Source organism: Microvirga vignae, assembly GCF_001017175.1.
GTDB classification, from domain to species: Bacteria; Pseudomonadota; Alphaproteobacteria; order Rhizobiales; family Beijerinckiaceae; genus Microvirga; species Microvirga vignae.
This window is the reverse complement of record NZ_LCYG01000035.1, coordinates 33,962-52,189: the sequence shown is the minus strand read 5'-3', so window position 1 is coordinate 52,189 and position 18,228 is coordinate 33,962. Positions and strand designations below refer to the sequence as shown.

Sequence of the window (18,228 nt, the reverse complement as noted above, 5' to 3'; positions counted from 1 at the left end):
CCCAATCCGTCCACACGGCCTAATCTGTCTGCCCGAATAGAATGGCCAGTCGGATCCAACTATATCATCCCCAACGAACATAGGCGGCCAGAGCCCTTTTTGTCGGCACGGCTTTCTGCAGCATGCCGCCTGCTCCGCTGCAGAAGAACAGACCTTACTTCTCGAACTGGATGGTTTTATGCCTGCGGTTGCTTCGTACATCTCGACCGGTAATGCTTACATTGATGGTGTCTTGGCGGACCTGAAATGGGCGGTCAACAGCTTTACCTACAGCTTTCCAACAAACGCCTCCTTCTACGGCGCTGGTTACGGCAGCGGTGAGACCGCAAACAAGTTTGGTGCGTTGAACACAACGCAGCAGGCGGTGGTTCGCTCATCCCTGAAGATGTATGCCTCGGTTGCAAATCTCAGCTTCACCGAGATGGTTGAGACCGCTACGCAGCATGCAGATCTGCGCTTTGCCGAGTCTGATTTGCCCGGCACGGCCTGGGCATACTTTCCAACGACCAGCGCCATCGGCGGGGATGCTTGGTTCAACAGCACCGACTACAATACTCCTGTGAAAGGCAACTACGCCCATCTCACCTTCATGCATGAGATCGGCCATGCGCTCGGCCTGGAGCATGCGCATGAGCACTTTGTCATGCCGGCAGACCGGGACTCGATAGAGTACACAGTGATGAGCTATCGCTCGTACGTCGGCGCCTCCACCACCAGCGGCTATGTCAATGAAACCTGGGGCTACTCGCAGTCGCTCATGATGTACGACATTGCAGCTCTCCAGCATATGTACGGCGCCAACCACACCACCAACAGCGGCAACACGACCTACAAGTGGAACCCGATCACCGGCGAGATGATGGTCAACGGCGTCGGCCAAGGGGCGCCCGGCGGCAAAAAGATCCTCCTGACGGTGTGGGATGGTGGCGGAACCGACACCTATGACTTCTCGAATTATACCAGCAACCTGAAGGTTGATCTGCGACCGGGACAGTGGACCACCACCTCGACAGCCCAGCTCGCACAACTGCACTATGACGGCTCGAAGGTCGCGGTTGGAAACATTGCAAACGCGTTGCTCTACAAGGGTGACGTCCGTTCCCTCATCGAGAACGCTGTTGGCGGCTCGGGCAGCGATAGCCTGACTGGAAATGACGCGGCAAACTCGCTCATTGGCGGGGATGGCAGTGACCGCCTTGTCGGCGGAAAGGGCAATGACGTCCTGGAAGGCGGTCCGGGGACAGACACCGTTGTGTTTAGTGGACTACGCTCGAATTACAGCGTCTCAAAGCTATCGGACGGATCGCTCCAGATCACGGATCTGCGCTCTGGCACACCGGATGGCAAGGATCGTGTCAAAAGCGCAGAGTGGTTCCGGTTCTCGGACAAGGCTTATTCTTTATCCGAGATAACGAGCAGTGCGATCACCACGGCTCCCAGGAATCTCAGCCTCAGCGGTGGAGCGGGAGACGACACGCGTTCTGGCGGAGCGGGAAATGATACACTCGACGGTAAAGGCGGCAATGACAAGCTCTATGGCAAGGATGGCGCTGATGTGCTGACCGGCGGGGTTGGTCGCGACTATCTTGATGGTGGGACCGGCACGGACACTGCCGGTTATGCGACAGCCATGAAGGGCCTTGTCGCCGACTTGATGTCCGCCTCCAACAATACCCGAGACGCGTACGGTGACACCTATGTGAGCATCGAGAACCTGACTGGCAGCAACTATGCCGATTCCCTACGAGGCAATGATGCTGCCAATGTGATTCGAGGCGGCGCGGGGAATGATTATCTGTACGGGCGCGGCGGCAACGATGTGCTGCGTGGCGGCGCTGGCGTCGACATGCTGTCCGGGGGCGCAGGTGCGGATGTCTTCGATTTCGACAGCATCAAGGACTCACTGCCAGGCATGCGAGATACGATCAAGGATTTCGTACGCGGGTTTGATCATATCGATCTGCGTACAATCGATGCCAATGTTGCAGCCGCCGGTGATCAGGCCTTTGTCTTTATCGACGGCAAGCCGTTCACTGGCCAAGCGGGTCAGCTGAAGATTGGCAGCGGTGTCCTGTCCGGAGATGTCAACGGCGACAAGATGGCGGATTTCCAGATCAACGTCTCAGGTGCGTCGTCCCTCGCAAAGGATGATTTCTATCTCTGAGCGAATGAGGAGGATTTCTCGATGAGTGAGTGGGTAGATTTCGATCAGTGGAAAGACTGCGCTCGGATAGAGCGCCCTGGTTTTGTTTTTGAAGTGAAGAATGCGGCTGGGCAGAGCCTGCTCACACCTTGCATATATCCACTGCAAACACCCTGGGACTGGGCCTCGGCCCCGGTGCAGTTCCGGCTTGTGCAAGAGGCCAAGCCACGCCACTCCGCACCAATCCCAAAGCCACAACGTCCCTGACTGAGGGCAGGAACCTAGCCGATAAGGCTATGGTGTCGCGGATCTCCCTGTCCCATCAAGCCTCCATTGCTCTGTGAAACCTCAGGACCACTAACTGGAAAGAAGTTGTGATCCTGCCGCTGCCACGGCAGCCCGCGACCTGGCTCCGAATACTCGAAACAGTGCCGCCATATGAACTTTGACCGTTCCCTCGCCAAGGTTCATGGTCTGCGCGATCTCTTTGTTTGATTTACCTTGCATCAGAAGCTTGAGGACTTCTCTTTGGCGCGGGCTTAGGTTGTCGATCGGAGGCTTCTTCGCCGGTACAGCCTTCAACTCCTGCACTCCTTCGGAGGCAGGTCGGATAGATGCAACCAATGGCGGAACATAAATCAGGCCATCCATGATCAGCCTCAATGCCGCTATGAGTTGAGTCGGACTGATCGTCTTCGGAACATAGCCATGAATTCCGGCTTCCAATGCTGCAAGGATATCCTCCTTGCGGTGCGACATTGATAAGACCGCCAGCCGAAGATTGGGGAAGCAATCTCGCACGGCCGTCAGACAAGCAACACTCTTAATCCCAGGCAGCGTGTGATCAAACAACGCCAGTGTCTTACCTGGTTTTTGAGAGAGTTGTTCCAGGGCCTCGTCGAGGGACGTGACGTGCACAATACCATTAAACCCAAGCTGGTCCGTCAGCATCGTCTGAAGAGCCAATCTGAAATATTCATCCTTGTCAGCGACCAGCGCGACTTGACCAGCCTTATCCATAAAACTCTCCTTTCGGAGTACTCACAGGAGCTTGTTTAGGAATGCATCCGGGAGTGCCGCGGTTCCTTAGGACAAATGGCCGAGGGGATGGGAACGGATTAGGCCGTTTAGCCAAATAGGCAAAGACGTCGAGTGAGCTTACTAAGATGAAGTGCAGCAGTGAAACATCAGACGGCAGGTGCCCAGACGGGGCTCTACCATTTCCATTTACGGGACGGGTTTGGCTTGATCGAAGATCAGGATGGCATTGAACCGTCCGCTAGTTTCGCATTGCTGATGGAGGCCATCCAAAGCGGAGATGAATTCATAAAAGAAGCGGTCAATCGGCCGGAGATGCACTTCGAAGTAGCCGATTCAGACGGGCGGACGGTTCTGATGATGCCCGTGCAACAAAGTACCGAGATCTGGGATCTCTTGCAGAGTTTGTCGGCTGCATCGAATGGCGTCCACTAGCCTGAAGAGGCTTCATCACAAACTTGGCACCCGCAAAGTCGTGCCAGAATGTCAGTTTTAGATCAGGTTCTGAAGTCTCCTTGCCCATCTCCAAGGTCTGCATAGGTCCGGATGCGGACTAAGCCCTAACCTGCGACAGGTGCAGGCACAGGCCATTGAAGTTTCCAACGAACAACAGCGGCGGCTGCTCACAGTTTGGGCCAAGGCTTGGCAACCGGGTTGATCCAGGAACGAGGCTTCCCCGAACCCGTTGTCTCGCATGTTCAATCAGCGGCCCGAGGTAACCTATGCTCAGGCTAAAAACCTTATCAGCCGCACTCGTGGGGTGCCTACTCACCAGTGGTCTCGCGGGGGGTGTTTCCGCACAGCCCCAGATGGATCAGGATTGGGATAGCCGCGATTGGCGGGACCGGGACTGGGACCGAGAGAGAGCTTGGGAGCGCGGCCCAAGATGGCGCGACCGGGATTGCTATTTTGAACGTCGGCGGGAGAGAAACCGCTTCGGCGACATTGTTATCAGACGCTACCGCGTTTGCGAGGAATAATGCTGAGTGATCGGCGGCGGTTATCGTCCAGCCACCGCCGATCTCCATCTATTATTGGGGGGCGGGAGGAGTCGGCGAACCCGTGGCGGCGCGAGGCTGTGATTGCACTCTGTCAAAGATCCGCAGGGCTGAATCGACGCAGGTCTGTGTGGACTCCCGATCACCACAGACGACGCGAAGCTGGGTATCGCCGCTTCGCACGAAGAACCGAGCGTTACGGCCCGAGCGATCGTCGTCCTCACGCATGGCGCGTCCGTGCCGTTCATCCCGTTCGCCCCGATCCCTGTCCCATCTGTCATAGTCATCATGCCAGCGGTCCCGACGATCATCATCGTTCCGCGACGAACTCTGGCTCCATGCTGATGTTCCAACGAGGGCCAATCCAACTGCCAAAAGAAGGACCTTCCGCATGTGAATCTCCATTGGGACGACACCAAGAAGAATGTGCGCGAACATTCCTGAGTCTGAGGTGGCGTCAAGGATCGTCCAGTAAAGGCGCCTAGGGTGAACTGAGGGGCAAGACCTAGGTTCCAACAGCGAGCATCGCCTGCAACACCGAAACAGTAACGCTCAATATCCACACAACTCTGTAGCGCAGTGGAAAGGGGCACCTTGGGGATCCGGACATCCCCTGCTCCCTTACGAATATCTGCCTGAGCCTAACGAGCGGACCAACGCGTAATTTCTGCTCCGTGCCAGTTGCGGACATTCTCCAAGTAGAAAATGGCTCAAAGCCAACATCCATTTTGCCTCTACTATCTTGCCTATCTTGGGAGCCAGCCCGGGCCTCATCCGTATCTCCGCTTCCCCCATGACGATCTGGAAGCCGTCTCAACACCATCGGGATCTATGAAAGCACGCTCCACGCTTGACTGGGCGACCGTGGTATGTATCTTGGTCTGACCAAGGTAAGATACATGACCGCTGATCTTGAAATCACGCGGCTTAGGGAGAGTGGCGGCAAAGGGTTTGAGAAGGTTTTCGCCTTCTTGCGCGAGCGCCTGCTCGCGGGCTCATTGCGACCGGGTGACCGCCTTATCCCTGAACGCGATCTCGCTGCGCAGCTCGGTGTCAGCCGACCTATCCTGCGCGAGGCGCTGCGCGCGCTGACGGTCCTCGGCGTCGTGGAAATTCGCGACCGGGTCGGCACCATCGTTCGCCGTCCTGATCTGTCTGTCCTCAACGACTTTTTCACCTTCGCGTTCGCGCAGCAATCCGACGTCATCGACGATGTGATGCAGGCGCGCATCGCGATCGAATGCCAAGCCGTCAGGCTTGCCGCCGAGCGGGCGACGGTGTCCGATTTCGAGAGATTGCAGCAAGCGCTCGCGCGCATCGTCGAAACAATCGACGATGCCGATACCGGTGGCGTGGCCGACTTCGAATTTCATCGCGCGGTGGTGATGGCGGGAAAATCCGAGACGCTCATCGTTTTGCACGACTCCATGTCCGGTATTCTGATGCGCTCCCATCGGGGACGGCGAGAACTCCTTCAGGTCTTTGACACGATGAAGACCTACCTGATCGAGGATCATCGCCGCATCTTTGACGCCATCGTAGGACGCGATCCCGAGCATGCGGAAAAGGTCATGCGCGAGCATTTCGCGATCGGCGACGATTTCCGCCGTCGTGCAGCAATCGGCGAATCCGGATCCCAGAACGCCCCGTGACAACACCACAAGAGCGAAACACCATGATGGAGCGAAACGACCATAAGGGAACAGTCGGCTTTGCGGGCCTCGGCACGATGGGGCGTGAAATGGCCCTCAATCTGCTCAAGGCAGGCTATGCCGTCCGTGCCTACGACGTCCGCAAGGAAGCCGTGGACGATCTCCTCCTCCATGGCGTTACGGGATTTGAAAGCCTGGCGGACGCCGCGCGAGACGCGGATGTTGTCATTTCCATGCTCCCGGACACGCCGCAGGTCGAGGAGATCGTCTATGGCGAAGGTGGCCTTCTTACGTCGCCGCCACGGGGCCGACTCTTCATTGACATGAGCACGATCTCGCCGGTCGCCGTCCGGCGCATGCATGCCGATCTCAAGGCTGCAGGCGTGTCGTTCCTCGACGCGCCCGTATCCGGCGGACCTGTCGGTGCCAAGAATGCCTCACTTTCGATCATGGTTGGGGGCGACAGGGATGCCTTCCTGTGTGCCGAGCCGTATTTCCGTGCCATGGGCACAACGATCACCCATGTGGGTGAGGCCGGAGCCGGACAGACGGTCAAGCTCTGCAACCAACTCGTTTGCGCCATCAACCTCCAGGCTATCTGCGAAGCGCTTGCGCTTGGCCGCGCCTCCGGGGTGGACCTCGATCAGCTCCGTAATGTGCTCCTCGGAGGCTCGGCCGCATCCTGGATGCTCGACAAGTTAGGGCCGGCAATGATCGCCGGCGATGCTTCCGCTGGTTTCCGCATCGACTTGATGCTGAAGGACCTGCGTCTCGTGCAGGAGCAGGCGCTCTCGCTCTCTGTCCCGCTGCCTGGAACTGCGCTCGTGACCAGCCAGTATGTCGAGGCACGCGCCCATGGCGAGGGCATGAACGGCAATCAGGCTCTTTTCCGGGTCTACGACCGGATGACCAATCAAACGGTTGCGTGATCAGGATCGGATTGGCATGAACCTCAATCTGGACTTCGCCAGCATCATCGAGCGATGGCCCACCTTCTTCGATGGGGCGCTTCTCACCCTTCAACTCGCCTTCATCGCGACCATGTTGGGCACGGCCATCGGCGTTCTTGGCGCCATCGGACGACGCAGCCACCATCCGATCGTTTCGCGGATCTGCGGTATCTATGTCGAGGCGATCCGCAATACACCGCTTCTGGTGCAGATATTCCTCGTCTATTTTGGACTGGCTAGCCTCGGGCTGAAGTTTTCCGCGTTCGTGGTCGCAGCAGCAGCCCTCACGATCAATGTCGGCGCATACACGACCGAAATCATCCGCGCGGGCTTCGACTCCATTCCCCGCGGACAGATCGAGGCCGCCGAAGGTCTGGCGTTGTCCCGTGCACAGATCTATTGGCACGTGGTCATGTGGCCGGCAATCGAGAAGGTCTACCCATCGTTGACCAGCCAGTTCGTGCTGCTGATGCTCGCTTCGTCGGTGACATCCCAGATCTCGGCGGAGGAACTGACGGCGGTTGCAAACTACGTGCAATCCGACACCTACCGCGCCTTTGAGACCTATATTCTCGTCGCGCTCGTCTACATTGTCCTGTCGCTGATCATGCGCGCCGGGTTCTGGCTCCTCGGCCTCGTCATTTTTCCGCGCCGTCGACGCCTCGGCACCCCTTTGTGAGGAGGATAATAAGATGGGCGGCACCCTGAATGCCAATCACCTCATGTTTCTGGGCTATGGAGCCCTGTGGACAATCGGTCTGTCGCTCATCGGCCTGCTGGGTGGTGGTATCGCCGGATTCATTATTGCCCTTTGCCGCATTTCGCCCAACAGGATCGTACGACTTCTCAGCGCCGGCTATGTCCAGCTCATCCAGGGCACCCCGCTTCTCGTCATTATGTTCCTGACCTATTTCGGCCTGCCGACGCTCGGCGTGACCGTCTCCCCCCTTACCGCCGCCAGCGCGTCGCTCACGATCTATGTCGGCGCATATCTGGGCGAAATCTGGCGTGGCAGCATCGAGTCGGTTCCGAGGCCGCAGTGGGAAGCGGCGGAAGGGCTTGCCCTCAGCCGCTCCCAGCGGATGATGAAGGTCATCCTGCCACAGGCAATCCGGATCGCTACGCCGCCGACTGTGGGCTTCATGGTGCAGATCATCAAGAACACCTCGCTGGCTTCGGTGGTCGGCTTCGTGGAGCTCGCGCGGTCGGGCCAGATCATCAACAACTCCCTGTTCGAGCCCTTCCTGATCTACACCATCATCGCCGGAATCTATTTTGCCCTTTGCTATCCGATCTCGCGCATCAGCCGCCGCCTGGAAACGCGCAGCGGCCCTGCCCGCCTCTCTCTCGGGACTGCCTGACATGCACAAGACTTTGAACGCAGCAACGAACGCAGCAACCCAATCGCCAGTCGTTTCCCTCAAGAACGTGCACAAGAGCTTCGGCACGCTCAAGGTTCTCGACGGTGTCAGTTTCGAGGTCGATCGGGGAGAGGTTCTCGTCCTCATCGGCCGTAGCGGATCCGGCAAGAGCACCGCCCTCCGCTGCATCGACCGGTTCGAGAGGATCGACAGCGGCGAGATCGTCGTGTGCGACCATCGCGTCAGCGATCCGAAGCTCGATCTGAGAGCTCTCCGTCAGGATGTCGGCATCGTCTTCCAGAGCTACAACTTGTTCCCCCACCTGACCATCGAGGAGAACATCACGCTCGCGCCGTGTTCCGTGAAGGGCGTTTCAAAGGCCGAAGCAAAGGAGGAGGCGCGGCGGGTCCTCGCTCAGGTAGGCCTGGAAGACAAGCTCCACCAGTATCCCGAACAACTCTCCGGCGGCCAGCAGCAGCGAGCAGCGATTGCCCGTTCGCTCGCCATGCAGCCCAAGGTGATGCTGTTCGATGAAGTGACTTCAGCCCTCGACCCGGAATTAACCGGCGAGGTCCTGAAAGTCATCGAGGCGCTCGCTGCGGACGGCATGACCATGGTGATGGTCACGCACGAGATGGGATTTGCCAGAGGTATCGCCAACCGGGTGGTGTTCATGCACCGTGGGAAGGTCCATGAGACCGGACCTGCCGCGATCCTAACCTCGCCCGCAACTCCGGAACTGGCCCAGTTCGTTGGTACAGGGCTGTAAACGACAACCAAGACTAGGGAGACAACGACGATGATGAAGCGTCCGCTTTCGGCTGCCGCAGTCGCAATGACCTGCATGGTAGCACTCGGCACCACCGCAGCACATGCTGACCTGCTCGACGATATCATGAAGGCGAAGAAGATCCGCATTGCGACCGACATGGCGATTCCGCCGTCCGGCATGATGGACGCGAATCTCAAGCCGACAGGATCGGACGTGGAGACAGCTCAGCTTCTGGCGAAAGACCTTGGTCTTGAGCTCGAATTCGTGCAAACCACCGGCGCGACCCGTATTCCGAACATCCAGACGAACAAGGCGGATATCATCATCTCGACCCTGTCGGTCACGCCAGAGCGTGCCAAGGTCATCGACTTCACCAAGGCCTATGCAGCGTTGCAGTCTGTCGTCGCGTGCCTGAAGACCGTTGAAGCGAAGAGCTGGGAAGACCTGAAGGGCAAGACCATTGCTGTCTCCCGCGGTACGACGCAGGATACCGAGCTGTCGAACATGAAGGATCGGAACCTCACTCTCGCCCGCTTCGATGACGACGCCACGATGGTGACGGCCGCCGTCTCCGGACAGGCGGACTGCGTTGCGACTTCGGCAACGATTGCGAACCAGATCGGCGTGAAGAACCCGTCCCGCACGTTCGAGCCGAAGGTTCTCATTCGCACCTTCGATCTTGCCATCGGTGTGCGCAAGGGTGAGCCGCGCTTGGTCGAGAAGCTCAATGAATGGATTTCGACCAACTTGAAGAACGGCAAGCTGAACGAGATCTACAAGAAGTTCCATGGCAGCGAGCTCCCGCAGGAAATGCGGAGCTGAGCCTGGAAGAATTCGAGTGGTGCCTCCGGCACCACTCGGCCTGCAATCACGAAACAAAAGGTTTTTTCAATGCGCGTCGTAATCGGATCGGACCACGCCGGATGGCCTCTCAAGAATGCGGTGGTCGAGCACGTACGCACACTCGGACATGAGGTCATCGACGTAGGATCCTTCGATGACAAACCTGTCGATTTTCCGGACATCGCCCGCGCACTGACCGAGAAAGTGAAGTCCGGCGAAGCCGAGCGCGGCATCATGGTCTGCGGCACAGGCGTCGGCGCGTCGATCGCTGCCAACAAGGTCAAGGGCATTCGCGCTGCTGTTTGCCACGACATCCACTCGGCGCACCAATCCGTTGAGCATGACGACGTCAATGTGATGTGTATCGGTGCCAAGATCGTCGGTTCCTGGCTCGCACAGGATCTCGTCTCGTCCTACCTGTCGGCGGAATTCTCCACCGATGAGGACTGCCGCCGTCGCGTGGAAAAGCTTCACGCCATGGACGCCGAAGACTGAAAACGACCTAGGAAAGGGAGCGCGTGCGACATGATCCTTGTTTTTGGTTCGATCAACATTGATCTTGTTGCCCGCGTGGCCTCAATCCCGCGCCCGGGCGAAACTGTCCTCTCGCCGGGCTATGAGACCTTATTCGGCGGAAAGGGCGCTAACCAAGCGATCGCTGCCGCGAGAGCATCATTGCCGCATCGGGTAGCGCTCGCAGGCTGCATCGGTGACGATGCCTTCGGCCGATCCGCGCGCGACAATCTCAGTCGCAATGGTGTCGTGGCTGATCTGGTCGCCAACAGTACTGAGCCGACCGGCTGTGCCTTCATCACCGTTGATGAGCACGGCGAAAATGCGATCACCGTTGCGAGCGGGGCGAATGCTACGCTAACGGAAGCATCGATCCGCAATTTCGCGATCGATGCCTCTACTGTTGCCGTCTTCCAGATGGAGGTCCCCTTCCCTGGATCTCTCAGCGTCGCCCAGCGTGTCCGCGCTGCCGGCGGCCGCGTTGTCTGGAACTTCGCGCCGGCTCCCTCGAAGTTCTCGGAGCCGGATCTCTCGGATCTCGTCAATGCGACCGATATCTTCGTCGTCAACGAGCACGAGGCTATCGCGGCGGCAGCACTCCTCGGGTGCGAGACGGCCGCTTTAGAAGAAGCCGGAGCCCATCTGTCGCGAACCGGCTGCATATGTGTTGTGACGGCAGGGGCGCGCGGAGCCTTTGCGTTTCACCCCGATGGGCACCATGAGACCGTTGAAGCGAAGCCCATACGACCTGTCGACACGACTGGGGCGGGCGACACTTTCGTCGGTATCCTGGCCAGCAGCCTCGATGAGGGGTTTCCCTTCACGACAGCCCTTGAACGAGCCTGCCTTGGGGCATCGCTGGCCTGCCTGGCCCATGGTGCTCAGACAGGCATGCCGACACGGGAGCAACTTGGAATTGATTGAGCGGCTCGGTAACAGGCCTCGCTCGGAGCCGAGACCGATCGGATCAACCCTGTCTCTGAGCCCGATCTGCGCAACGTCGTGGGCGAGATACGTCGAACCCGGAGTTTCTCATGGCCTCTGTTCCTTCCGTAAAGCCTGGAGCCCTTGGCGAAGGGCGCAGTCGATGAACCCATTATCTGCGCAGTTGCTGAGAAACATCGGAAAAGTTCTGCTCAGGTAATCCTGCGCTGGCACATGCAGAAGGGCAATATTGCAATTCCAGAGTCGGCGACCCCTTCTCGCATCGTTGAGAATATTACAATTTTCGACTTTGAGCTGGATAGATTCGATATGCTTGCGATCGATGCTCTCGATTGCGGCAATCGTTTGGGACCGTATCCGGATCTACGCTGAACGTGCTTCGAAGGGCCGCAGGAGCCCACAACAAACGATTTAATAGGGCACCCTCTCTGCCATCATTCCTGGCCAACTGGCTAATTATCTGGATAAAGCTCTGACCGTACAAGGCTGGCCCTAATAGTGATGCATCACTGCGGCAGCTTGGCGGAACTCAACACTGACCGAACTCGCCCGGCGAATGGTGAGGTTGCGACCCCACCCGGAAGTCCAGCGTAGTCCAGCTTTAGACGTTTGACCTCAAAGACAAATCTGCTGTTGGCGAGAGCTGGAAAGAGGACTGAGAGCGTCTCTTCAGTACTCCCATTCGAAGCCCACGCCGACGGAGGTTCCACCCTCGGCGTCGACGGCACCTTGCGCCTTGAGGCGCCGCGTCAGATCCACATCGACCGTGACACCGCTTTCTTCAGGTCGCGCCCCCGCCCTGACACCTACGCGGACATTGTCGCTGATATAACGCGACACACCGACGGCAGGGCCGCCGGAGGCATCGACGGTGATGTCGAGGCTGTCGACACCAAGCGAGCGGCGCAGGCTTTCGAAGGCTTCCGTCCCGGTTCCTCCGGAGAGCTGTGCCACGGTCTGCGCGAGCTGTAGCGCCTGACCCGCCGAGAGGCCACCAGAGGGACGCTGGAACAGAATGCGCGAGAGCACTTCGTCCTGGGGCAGATCGGGGCTTGAGCTGAAGGCGAATTCGGGTCGCGAGGCAGGCCCGCTCACTGCGATGCGGGCCGTCACCTCACCCGCCTGGGTCTCAGCCAGGAAGTCGAGCGACGGCGTGAGATCGCCTGTGAAATCCAGCCGCCCTCGCACGAAATCGATACGGCGGCCGATAAGATCGAGACGCCCCCGTCGAAGCTCGAAAGCACCGATGGCAACAGGATCCCGGGACGTGCCCTGGAGGCGCAGGTCGCCGCCGAGTTCGGCATTGATTCCACGCCCCCGCACGAAGATGCGATTCTGCGCAGTAATGACGAGATCGAGGTCGGCGCTGAATGGACGCCCGCGTGAACTGGCGTCCTGCCGCTTGCGCGCCAAGGCGAGCCGCGCCGCAGCCGCTGGGGGCGGCTGAACGTGCTTGGTTCCCGGTAACGGCCTAAAGGTCGTTGGCAGGCGGTCTGGCACGGAAACATTCATCGTGATGATATCGACCCGGCCAGCTACGCGCGGCCTGCTCGTGAGCGGTCCGGAAATCGCGAGATCGAGGTCGGCACTCGTGTCTACGATCTCGCTCGATACGAGTTGGGCACGAGTGCCTGTGATTCGAATGTCGGCAGGCCATCCGGCAGCAGCATCAATGGTCACCTGTCCGCTGGCCGCGAGCGATCCGCCATTCGGGGTGCGGGCGCTCAGACGCTCGATGACGAAGGTCTGGCCACGTGCGGCAAACCGTCCATCGATGGCGTTCAGTTGGATTCCTTGCAGGGAATCGACGAAGCTGCCACCGGCGAGCGTGACGATGCCTTGAACCCTTGGTTCCGCGGCTGGGCCGGCAATCGTCAGATCGAGCGCGATGCTTCCGGTCAGGCGTTGGCCGCCAGCCGAAAGGAACGAGTTCGCTACCGCGAGGTCGGTTCGCCCCGATATTTTTAGGGCAAGTTCATCCGTCAGATCGAGAGGGACGCTGCCCGAGAGCTTCAGCGTTCCGAAACGTCCCTCAGCAATTTCCGCGTCAATCGTCGCTCTCTGGTCGGCGATCCGACCTTGTGCCGTCACTGCGAGCGGGGGCAGACCGGCTTGACGTGTTTCCGAAGTTGCAAGCCCCGCAATTCTCAAGTCATAGGTTCCGCTCGGATTGCTTGCCTCCCCTCCGACCGTGGCGCTTCCGTTCACAGTGCCTGCGAGACCCAGATTGGGAACGGCGATTTCGGCGATCTGTAAAGGCAGGTTGCGGATATCGACCGACAGATCGAGCCGATTACCCACGATGCCGGACACGCCGACACGACCCTGGTCGGCCGCTATCACGAGGCCGTTAATGGTAGCCGTGCCGTTCTGCAGGGAAATGCTGGCGGGCTGCGCCAGGGCGAGGCGCCTGCCGCCACGCCGCGCCGTGAAGCTCGCGAGTTCGACGCGCGTTGCGTCGCCTGGCACCAAGCGTGCCTGTGCATTGAGATCGAAGCCCTGCCCCACGGCAGAGGCAATGATAATCGATGCGTCTGGCGAGCCCTCTGCCGTAAGGCGCACAGTCCTGAAGGTTTGCCCGGCCGCAGTCAGCGAATCGGCTTGGATTGTGCCGTCGATCATGGGGCGCGCGTAGAGGTTGGAGACGGTAAGCCGCGCATCAAAATCCTGTACCGTCACGTTAGTAACGGCCACGCGAGAGCCTCTTGCAGCTATCGAGATCTCTTGCCGCCCGTTCGGGGCGTTGAGTGTGATGTCAGCGCCGACCGATCCATCGAGCTTGGTCAGCAGCAGCGGACTGAGATCGTCGAGATTGCTTCCGGAAAGAGAGATCCGCCCCTGCGCCAACCGGTCAGAGCCGATGCGCAGATCCCCGTTCAGCGATACAGAGCCGACATTCACATTGAGCCGGTCCAGAAGCCAGCCGCCTTCGGCCGGTCGGGCAAGATGAACGGTGCCGTTCGCTGGCTTTGCACCCACCTGCCCCTCGAGATCGAGAGCGGCATCGAGGGTGCCCGTCACATTCTTCGCGTTCAGCGTGACTACGAGGCGAGGGATCGGCCGATTGAGCGCACGCACATCGGCCAATGTCGCGGTCGCTCTCACATCCGGCCTTTCCAGAGAGCCCGATAGACGCGCCGCAACCTCCGCTCGACCTGCGCTGATGCGCGGGTCCACACGCCTGAGGTCGTCGACGGTCATGTCAAGCCCGATGTCGGCTGTGCTTTGCGTGGCGCGACCATCCGCGCGCGCATCGAGATGTGCTCCATCGACACGGAAATTTTCGAAGGCGAACCCACCTGGGATCCGGTGCACGACGCCGTTCGCTGTCACTGAGCGGCCGAGAAGACCATCGAGCGACGGCGTCCCTGTCGAGAGTTCCCGCAGGTTGGCATCGACCGCTGCCGCGATATCGGCCCGTCGCGGATTGCCCGATAGTTTCGCCTGAAGTGATGCTGAGCCGCGCAGCGTCCGGCCGGCAACGCCAGAAAAGGCAGCAAGCATCGGGATCTTGGCATCGAGGTTGCCGTCCAGAACCGTCGCGCCGATCCGACCGGTGAAGCCAGCTTGGGCGGTGGATGTTTCGAGGCGGGCCGCATCAACGCTGGCAATGCCGTCGCGGTCGAATGTGCCGTTGGCGGTCAGCGATAAGGTCGGGCCCATTGCGCGAGCGAAAGCTCTGTCGGCGGGCTGGATGCCGTTCGCTCTTGCATCGACGGTAAAGGAGAAGCGATCAGGGATAGCCACATCCCTCAACGGGATCATCGCGATGCGGGCACTGAGAGTGTCCAGCGATCCCTGCGGCAGCCGGACTCCTGTAGCGTCGAGAGAGCCGTTGATGCGAGGAGCCGTCATGGTTCCCTGCACGGTGCCGTCAAAGTCGAGACGACGGATCTCCGCGTCACCCGCACGGGTCATGAAACCATCGGTCGGCAATGCGCGGGCCTGCACGGTCAGATCGAGAGCATGACTCGCACTGACGGTGCCCGCCAAGTCGAAGCTGGCCACACTCGAGGTGATGCGAACCGGCTGGAGTCGTAGGCTGCCGTCATCACCGACCGCCACGTTCCCCAGGACCTGGGTCGTCCCCGAGAAGACGGGCGCAACCGGTGCGGGCAGAAGCCCCTCGATCCGTGCCGCCAGATTGGCATCGATAGTGTAGGCCGCACCTGCTCGCCTGACGGTTGTTGCGCCTGCAGCACCAATGGTTGGGCCGGCGTAAAAATCGAGACGCGCGATGAACCCACTCAAGGGACCTTCGCCAGCAAGCTTGAGATCGACCGGCGGTAGGCCAGGAAGGTCGATTAGACGAGCGGCAATGCCGCCCGCTGGCTCCTGATGTGTCAGGTCGAGCGCAAGGCGGTTGGTTTGTGGCACATAATTGAGATTGATCGAGAGGCGTCCGGGCGCATCGAGGCGCTGCGCGGCGAAATCGAGCTTGAGTCCTTCCGATGGATCGCCGAGATCGGCCGAGCCTTGAGCCGAGAGTCGTGCGGCCGTCCCGAGCACTGGCTCTCCGAGAGCAAGTTCCTGCAAGGTCAATCTCTCCACGATCACCTTTACAGGCAGGTCGGGAAGGATCGGCTCGTCGGAAACGGCGGCCTCCTCCTCTTCCGTTGACACCGGCTTGCGCGGAATCTGCAGACGGTCGATCTGTAGCTCGTTGACCTCAAGACGTCCCCGCAGCAGCGCCGTGCGTGTCCAGACCAGACGCGCACGATCGAGCGACAGCCAGACGCCGTTACGGTCCGAGATACGGACGTCCCTGATCACTGCATTCGAGGACAGCGCGCCTTCGATGCTGCCGATGCTGACCCGTGTGGTGGGCGTTGACAGCAAACGCGAGATCAGATTGGCCAGAACGCTCTGATCGGTCTGGGCCCGGCTGGGCGAGCCAGCGGCGATCCACCAGAGGAAGCCGAGAACCAGAGCCACGGTGATAGCAAAGAGAGCGAGATGGCGGCGCAGCTTGATCATCAGAAAGCCTGTCCGATGCCGACATAGATGGCAAAGGAACGGTCGTCCCCTCTGTCGCGGCGAAGAGGTGTCGCGATATCGAGGCGGATCGGCCCGATCCCGGTGTAATAGCGCAGGCCCAGGCCTGCCGAGACGCGGATGGTCTCGTCGAAATCCGGAAAACTCGACTCGAAGGCGGTTCCCGCATCGACGAAAGGCACGATGCCGATGGTGTCGGTGACCTTGATGCGCGCCTCAAGGGAGGCCTCAAGCAGGCTGCGCCCTCCGATAGGCTCTCCTAAGAATGTCGGGCTCAAAGAGCGATAGCCGAAGCCCCGCACCGAACCGCCGCCGCCGGCGAAGAAGCGCCGGTTGGCCGGGATCTCCTCGAGCTCTGCTCCGACGATCGAACCAAGGCCAAGGCGGCCTGCAAGCACATAGCGGGACTCGTCATCGATGGACCAATAGGCAGAGGCCGTTCCCCTCGCGACCGTCATCGGAACCGACGAGCCGAGGAAATCCGGGTAAGGTGTCACCGATGCCAGCAGCTTCATGCCGCGCGTGGGATCGAGCGTGTTGTCCGTGGAATCGTAGGTGACGGAAAGCGGCAATCCGACGAGGGTGTAGTCGACCTGCCCGAGAACGTCCGACGCCTGCCCCTTCTCGTACTCGATGCCGCCCTGAATCGAGAAGGTTTCGCTGAAGCGGTGGCGAATACCCGCCGTTGCGTTGACGAGGCGGCTTGTGTAGCCCTCCGTGCGTTCGCGTTCGACCAAAGCCTCGGCCAGGAAGTCGTTGCGCGTTCCCCACAGTGCCGGTTTCAGGAAGCTCGCGCGAAAGCGGCCACCGAGATCGTCCCAATCGAACTCATCGTCGTCATCCAGACGGCCGCCATTCTCCGTGAGATAGAAAAGACTGCCTTCTAATCTTAGCCGCTCGGCGCCCCCAAACAGATTCCGGTGCGCCCAATAGGCTCGGACCGCCGGGCCATCGGTTGTCGAGTACTGCACCGAGGCACCGATGACACGAGGCTGGCGCTCCGTAATATCGATGAAGAGAGGCAGATTGCCATAGGCATCGAGCATCTCTCCCTCGCGTATGCGAACGGAGGACAGCGCCTCGATGCTCAGGATCGACTTGCGCATCGAGGCGAGTTCTGCGGGCGAATAGGGATCGCCCGGGTCGGTGTAGATGAACGAGCGCACCACCGCCGGGTCCACATTCTCTGCGCCTCGGACGGTGATCTCCCCGATGCCCGCCTGTGGTCCCGGGTCGACCGTCAGACTGATGTCCATGACGTGGGCTGGATGAACGACCACAGGGTTCTGCTCGGTCACTTTGGCGAAGGGCCGCGACTGGGCGCGAAAGTGATCAACTATCCGCGCCTGGGCCGCCACGATATCGGCTGCGCGCGCGGCATCGCCGGGCCCGATCCTGGCGATGCGAGGCGGCAGCTCATTTGGCAGAAACGGGCGACCGGTCCTTGCATCCAGAACGGTGACATTCCGGAGAACGAATTGCGCCCCGGGATCGACTGCGACCTGGATGGGCACGAGCGCCCGCGATCGATAGAATGTCGCGGCGCGGGTAGCAGCTTCAGGACGCAGTGCCTGGAGTGTCAGAGGAACCCCTGCGACCGTGATAGCGATGCGAGCATTGTAGTAGCCTGCTCCCCAGAGCGCATCGTTGAGGCGAGGCAGATCGGCTTCCGCACGGCGCACCAGAGCGTCTGCATCCGGAGGTGGATCGTTCTTCAGGCTTTGGAGCGTTGAAACATCCTTGAGGATTTGGACGATCTTCCTGTCTCTGCCTGCGACCGCAAAATCGAGAGAGTACGGCAGCGTGTCCGCGTTCGGAGGTGGTGGCGTCTCATCCCTCCCGAAGAGGCCGAAGAAGTCGAATGCAACGGCATGCGGAATAAATACCCCGCCGGACAAAAGTCCCACAAGAAGAACCAGAGAGGCGCATTTCCTGGTTCCCGACCATACCGACTGAGCCACGAGCACCCTAACTACAAACTATCAAAATGAACCTTCGCTACGTCTCATGACTTCGCG

At 59.9% G+C, this 18,228-nt stretch carries 14 protein-coding genes; 11 read left to right on the top strand and 3 right to left on the bottom strand.

The genetic code is table 11. The features are described from left to right. Positions 1-178 precede the first annotated feature (178 nt). On the top strand, positions 179-2,164 hold the full coding sequence (locus tag AA309_RS14650; RefSeq protein ID WP_047189770.1) for a M10 family metallopeptidase C-terminal domain-containing protein: 1,986 nt from the start codon (positions 179-181) through the stop codon (positions 2,162-2,164). Positions 2,165-2,500: 336 nt separating this feature from the next. Here the strand turns inward: AA309_RS14650 and AA309_RS14645 are convergent, their stop codons facing one another. After that, a complete protein-coding gene (locus tag AA309_RS14645; protein ID WP_047189769.1) occupies positions 2,501-3,163 on the bottom strand; it encodes a LuxR C-terminal-related transcriptional regulator in 663 nt (220 codons plus the stop codon). A gap of 159 nt (positions 3,164-3,322) precedes the next feature. Between AA309_RS14645 and AA309_RS14640 the strand changes: the two genes are divergently transcribed. The 10 genes from AA309_RS14640 to AA309_RS33135 all read left to right on the top strand — a co-directional run bounded on the left by AA309_RS14640 (position 3,323) and on the right by AA309_RS33135 (position 11,587). Beyond that, entirely contained in the window at positions 3,323-3,616 is a 294-nt protein-coding gene (locus AA309_RS14640; RefSeq protein WP_047189768.1) for a DUF6894 family protein, read from the top strand. A gap of 1,462 nt (positions 3,617-5,078) precedes the next feature. Continuing rightward, positions 5,079-5,831 carry a FadR/GntR family transcriptional regulator gene (locus AA309_RS14635; RefSeq protein ID WP_047189778.1) on the top strand — a complete coding sequence of 251 codons (753 nt, stop codon included), beginning with the start codon at positions 5,079-5,081 and terminating at the stop codon, positions 5,829-5,831. Further along, positions 5,828-6,760 carry an NAD(P)-dependent oxidoreductase gene (locus AA309_RS14630; protein ID WP_280136906.1) on the top strand — a complete coding sequence of 311 codons (933 nt, stop codon included), beginning with the start codon at positions 5,828-5,830 and terminating at the stop codon, positions 6,758-6,760. Before AA309_RS14635 ends, AA309_RS14630 begins: the two co-directional genes overlap by 4 nt. Before the next feature lie 16 nt (positions 6,761-6,776). Continuing rightward, the gene (locus tag AA309_RS14625) at positions 6,777-7,460 is read left to right on the top strand and encodes an amino acid ABC transporter permease (protein WP_047189777.1); all 684 of its coding nucleotides are present in this window, start codon (positions 6,777-6,779) and stop codon (positions 7,458-7,460) included. 13 nt (positions 7,461-7,473) lie between these two features. Further along, positions 7,474-8,142: an amino acid ABC transporter permease gene (locus tag AA309_RS14620; RefSeq protein ID WP_047189766.1), complete on the top strand. Its 669-nt coding sequence runs from the start codon at positions 7,474-7,476 to the stop codon at positions 8,140-8,142. 1 nt (position 8,143) lies between these two features. After that, positions 8,144-8,911 (top strand): amino acid ABC transporter ATP-binding protein, encoded by a 768-nt coding sequence (locus AA309_RS14615; protein WP_047189765.1) that lies wholly within the window; start codon positions 8,144-8,146, stop codon positions 8,909-8,911. Positions 8,912-8,944: 33 nt separating this feature from the next. Then, complete coding sequence (locus tag AA309_RS14610; protein ID WP_425286883.1) at positions 8,945-9,736, top strand: transporter substrate-binding domain-containing protein; 792 nt, start codon at positions 8,945-8,947, stop codon at positions 9,734-9,736. 69 nt (positions 9,737-9,805) lie between these two features. Further along, positions 9,806-10,252, top strand: coding sequence for a ribose 5-phosphate isomerase B (gene rpiB, locus AA309_RS14605; protein WP_047189763.1), 447 nt, complete (start codon positions 9,806-9,808; stop codon positions 10,250-10,252). Between the two features lie 30 nt (positions 10,253-10,282). Beyond that, positions 10,283-11,194 carry a ribokinase gene (locus AA309_RS14600; protein WP_047189762.1) on the top strand — a complete coding sequence of 304 codons (912 nt, stop codon included), beginning with the start codon at positions 10,283-10,285 and terminating at the stop codon, positions 11,192-11,194. Positions 11,195-11,338: 144 nt separating this feature from the next. Further along, positions 11,339-11,587, top strand: coding sequence for an aldo/keto reductase (locus tag AA309_RS33135; protein WP_200901990.1), 249 nt, complete (start codon positions 11,339-11,341; stop codon positions 11,585-11,587). 297 nt (positions 11,588-11,884) lie between these two features. Here the strand turns inward: AA309_RS33135 and AA309_RS14595 are convergent, their stop codons facing one another. Beyond that, a complete protein-coding gene (locus tag AA309_RS14595; RefSeq protein WP_047189761.1) occupies positions 11,885-16,192 on the bottom strand; it encodes a translocation/assembly module TamB domain-containing protein in 4,308 nt (1,435 codons plus the stop codon). Continuing rightward, on the bottom strand, positions 16,192-18,171 hold the full coding sequence (locus AA309_RS14590) for an autotransporter assembly complex protein TamA (protein WP_244470362.1): 1,980 nt from the start codon (positions 18,169-18,171) through the stop codon (positions 16,192-16,194). Before AA309_RS14590 ends, AA309_RS14595 begins: the two co-directional genes overlap by 1 nt. Positions 18,172-18,228 lie beyond the last annotated feature (57 nt).

Bases quoted from the DNA above. Each gene is read 5' to 3' on its own strand.
- AA309_RS14600 (WP_047189762.1), top strand. From the start codon at position 10,283: ATGATCCTTGTTTTTGGTTCGATCAACATTGATCTTGTTGCCCGCGTG.
- AA309_RS14595 (WP_047189761.1), bottom strand. From the start codon at position 16,192: ATGATCAAGCTGCGCCGCCATCTCGCTCTCTTTGCTATCACCGTGGCT.
- AA309_RS14635 (WP_047189778.1), top strand. From the start codon at position 5,079: ATGACCGCTGATCTTGAAATCACGCGGCTTAGGGAGAGTGGCGGCAAA.
- AA309_RS14625 (WP_047189777.1), top strand. From the start codon at position 6,777: ATGAACCTCAATCTGGACTTCGCCAGCATCATCGAGCGATGGCCCACC.
- AA309_RS14615 (WP_047189765.1), top strand. From the start codon at position 8,144: ATGCACAAGACTTTGAACGCAGCAACGAACGCAGCAACCCAATCGCCA.
- AA309_RS14650 (WP_047189770.1), top strand. From the start codon at position 179: ATGCCTGCGGTTGCTTCGTACATCTCGACCGGTAATGCTTACATTGAT.
- AA309_RS14620 (WP_047189766.1), top strand. From the start codon at position 7,474: ATGGGCGGCACCCTGAATGCCAATCACCTCATGTTTCTGGGCTATGGA.
- rpiB (WP_047189763.1), top strand. From the start codon at position 9,806: ATGCGCGTCGTAATCGGATCGGACCACGCCGGATGGCCTCTCAAGAAT.
- AA309_RS14645 (WP_047189769.1), bottom strand. From the start codon at position 3,163: ATGGATAAGGCTGGTCAAGTCGCGCTGGTCGCTGACAAGGATGAATAT.
- AA309_RS14610 (WP_425286883.1), top strand. From the start codon at position 8,945: ATGAAGCGTCCGCTTTCGGCTGCCGCAGTCGCAATGACCTGCATGGTA.